Below are 3,106 nucleotides of genomic sequence, written 5' to 3' on the forward strand. Positions count from 1 at the left end.
GTGCGCGGGCGCCACCGCGGCCACCCGCATCCCGGCGCGGGCGAACCGGGCGCCGGTGGCGTTCGCGCCGGTCAGGTCGTCGGCCACGACCAGTACCTGGGCCATGTCCGGACTCCTATCCCAGCACCAGGGCCGCCACGCCGAGCAGCGGCAGGCTGGCCAGCCACAGGACGGTGGTCATGCCGCTCCACATCTTCATCGCCGCGGTCCCGGAGAGGCCGGTGAAGCGGGTGACGACCCAGAAGTAGGAGTCGCTGACGTAGGAGAAGACCATCGATCCGGAGCAGGCGGCGAGCACCGCCACGGCGGGGTCGAGCCCGGAGGACTGGACCAGGGGCGCGGTGAGGGTGGCCGCGGTGATGATGGCGACCGTGCCCGAGCCCTGGGCCAGCCGGACGAAGGTGGCGATGAGGAAGGGCACCAGCATCAGCGGCACCGGCCACCCGGCGACCGCCTCGGCGAGGGCGTCGCCCACACCGGAGGCGCGCAGGACCTCGCCGAAGGCGCCGCCGGCGCCGGTGACGAAGACGATCATCCCAGCCGAGGCGGCCGCGGTGGTGAGCCAGCCGACGACGGTCGCGCGCGGCGTGCCCTTGCGCGGCAGCAGGTAGACGGCGGCCACCAGGCCGGCGAGCAGGGCGATGGCGGGCTCGCCCGCGAAGGCGAAGAAGGAGGCGACCGCGGTGCCCTCGGCGGCGGCGCCGCTGACGGTGTTGCCGACGATGAGCACCAGGGGCAGCAGCAGCGGGACCATCGCGAGCAGGGCGCTGACCTGCGGGTCCGGCGGCTCCTTGGAGATGTCGCGGCCGTCGGCGCCGCGCAGCTCCTCGGGGACGCCGTCGCCGCCCGTGGCGCCCGGGGCCGTGCCGTCGCCCGCGGCCGCACCGTCGCCCGCCGCGGCACCGGCGTGCACCGCGTCGCGCTCGGCCACCAGGGCGGGGTCGAGGAAGGGCTCAAGGCGGGGGCCCATCACCCGGGAGTAGACGACCACGACCGGCATCAGCACGACCGCCATGACCAGCGCGGCGACGATGACCGTGCCCAGGTCGGCGCCGAGCAGCCCGACCGCGGCCAGCGGCCCGGGGGTGGGCGGCACCAGGTGGTGGGTGATGGCCAGGCCCCCGGCCAGCGCCAGGGACAGGCCCACCAGCGGCTTGCCGTAGCGGCGGGCCAGGGAGCGGGCCAGAGGGTGCAGGATGACGAAGCCGGAGTCGCAGAACACCGGCACCGACACCACCGCGCCGGTGGCGGTCATGGCGGCGTCCTCGCGCCCCTTCCCGGCCATCCGGACGAACATCTTGGCCAGGGCGTCGGCGCCGCCGCTCTCCTCCAGGACCTTGCCGATCATCACGCCCAGGCCGATCACGATGCCGATGCCGGCCAGGGTGCCGCCGAAGCCGCTGGTGACGGTCTCCAGCAGGTCGGCCGGGCTCATCCCGGCGACCGATCCGGTGACCAGGGCGCCGGCCAGGAGCCCGACGAAGGCGTCCAGGCGCGTCCACAGGATGATCGCCACGACCGCGGCCACGCCCAGGAGCAGCGCCGCGAGCAGGAGCGGATCCATGTCTCCCCCTTTCTCGGGGTCAGTCGCCCCGGGCAGGGGTACGGGGTGCGCCCGGGGCGGGGACGGTGAGGAGGGTGCAGTGGGGGTCGCCCTCCAGTGCGCGGCGGGCGCCGGTGTCCAGCCCGTCGTCGGTGATCAGCGTGTAGGGCCCGGCCAGCGGCGCCCAGTAGGGCTCGGCGTCCGAGCCGACCTTGGTGGAGTCGGCGACGACCACGGTGCGGCGGGCGGCGCGCATCTGCTGCTCCTTGACGGCGGCCAGCTCGGGGCTGGGGCAGTTCACCCCGCGCCCGGGGACCAGCCCGTCGGCGCCGACGAAGGCCAGGTCGGCGGCGACGCGGTCGAGCACGCCGCGGGTGAACTCGCCGACCATGGCGCCGCGGCGGCGCCGCACCCGGCCGCCGACCAGGACCAGCTCGATGCCCTCGGCGTCGATCAGGGCGCTCATGGGGCCCATCCCGGTGGTGAGCACGGTGGGGCCGGAGCGCCCGGCGAGCCGCTCGGCGATGAGGGTGGTGGTGCTGCCGGCGTCGAGGACCACCATGTGGTCGTCCTCGACCAGGGCGGCGGCGCGCTCAGCGATGCGGCGCTTGGCGGGGGCGTTGCGCAGGCCCTTCTGCACCCAGGTCAGCTCGCCCCCGGCGGGGGCGGGGACGGCGCCGCCGTGGGTGCGGACCACTCGCCCGGCCTGCTCCAGCTCGGTGAGCCCGCGCCGGACGGTGGAGGGGCTGATGCCCAGCTCCCGCGCGAGGTCCTCGACGCGCTGGACCCCGTCGGCGACGGCGTCCAAGAGCTTCTGGTGGCGCACCGGGCCTCCCACGTCTGCTCATTTCGATCACACTGACCCGCACAGAATGACCGAAATGAGCACCAAGTGCAACCCCTCACCCGGATTCTTGACCGTTGTGAGCAGCGACGGGAGGGTGGGACCGGTCCGGGTGCAGCAGGGTGAGCGCCCCGAACACCGCGAGCGCCAGGGCCTGGACACCCACCGCGCCCGCGAGCGCCGCGCCGGTGCCGTGCCCGGCCAGCGCCCCGGCGACGGCGGCGCCCGCGGCCATGCCGCTGACCTTGAGCCCGGCGCCGATGGCGAAGACGCGGGCGCGGACGGGGGCCGGGGCGTCCCGGTGCCGCACCGCGAACAGGGCCGTGAGCTGCGGCCCCTCGGCCGCCCCGGTGATGGCGGCGGCCAGGCCGAGCACCAGGGCGGCCGCGGCGGGCGCGCCCGGCGGCAGTGCGCGGGCGCAGGCGGCCAGGAGCGGGACGGCGCACAGGGCGGCGCCGCACAGCCACAGCAGGGTGTCGGGGGCCAGGGCCGTGGGGCGGCGGGCGAGGAGGGCGTTCGCGGCGATGGCGGAGACGGCGGCCACGGAGAGCAGGAGGGGCCCGCGCTCGGGGGCGCCGAGCAGCTCCGCGCCGAGGAAGGGCCAGCAGACGGCGACCATGCCGCCCGCGGCCGGCGACAGGGTGGTGGCCACCGTGGCCCGGGCGAGGGCGGCACCGGCGCGGTCCCGCGCGAGGGGCTGTCGCGTCCGAAGAGTCGTC

At 76.4% G+C, this 3,106-nt stretch carries 3 protein-coding genes and 1 pseudogene; all 4 read right to left on the reverse strand.

Annotated features, from left to right (window positions below; all coding sequences use genetic code 11):
- The coding region (locus O4J56_RS31905; protein ID WP_270690963.1) for a four-carbon acid sugar kinase family protein at window positions 1-105 on the reverse strand (105 nt) is incomplete at its 3' end.
- Window positions 106-115: 10 nt separating this feature from the next.
- Complete coding sequence (locus tag O4J56_RS31910) at window positions 116-1,564, reverse strand: GntP family permease (protein ID WP_270690961.1); 1,449 nt, start codon at window positions 1,562-1,564, stop codon at window positions 116-118.
- 19 nt (window positions 1,565-1,583) lie between these two features.
- Window positions 1,584-2,369, reverse strand: a complete 786-nt coding sequence (locus O4J56_RS31915; RefSeq protein ID WP_333563838.1) for a DeoR/GlpR family DNA-binding transcription regulator — start codon at window positions 2,367-2,369, stop codon at window positions 1,584-1,586.
- A 76-nt stretch (window positions 2,370-2,445) separates the two neighbouring features.
- Window positions 2,446-3,106: pseudogene (locus O4J56_RS31920) on the reverse strand (hypothetical protein); the annotation flags it as partial.

The organism is Nocardiopsis endophytica, assembly GCF_027706725.1.
In the GTDB taxonomy this organism is placed as follows: Bacteria; Actinomycetota; Actinomycetes; order Streptosporangiales; family Streptosporangiaceae; genus Nocardiopsis_A; species Nocardiopsis_A endophytica.

Coding starts and splice junctions, on each gene's coding strand:
- O4J56_RS31910 (WP_270690961.1), bottom strand. CDS start 1,564: ATGGATCCGCTCCTGCTCGCGGCGCTGCTCCTGGGCGTGGCCGCGGTC.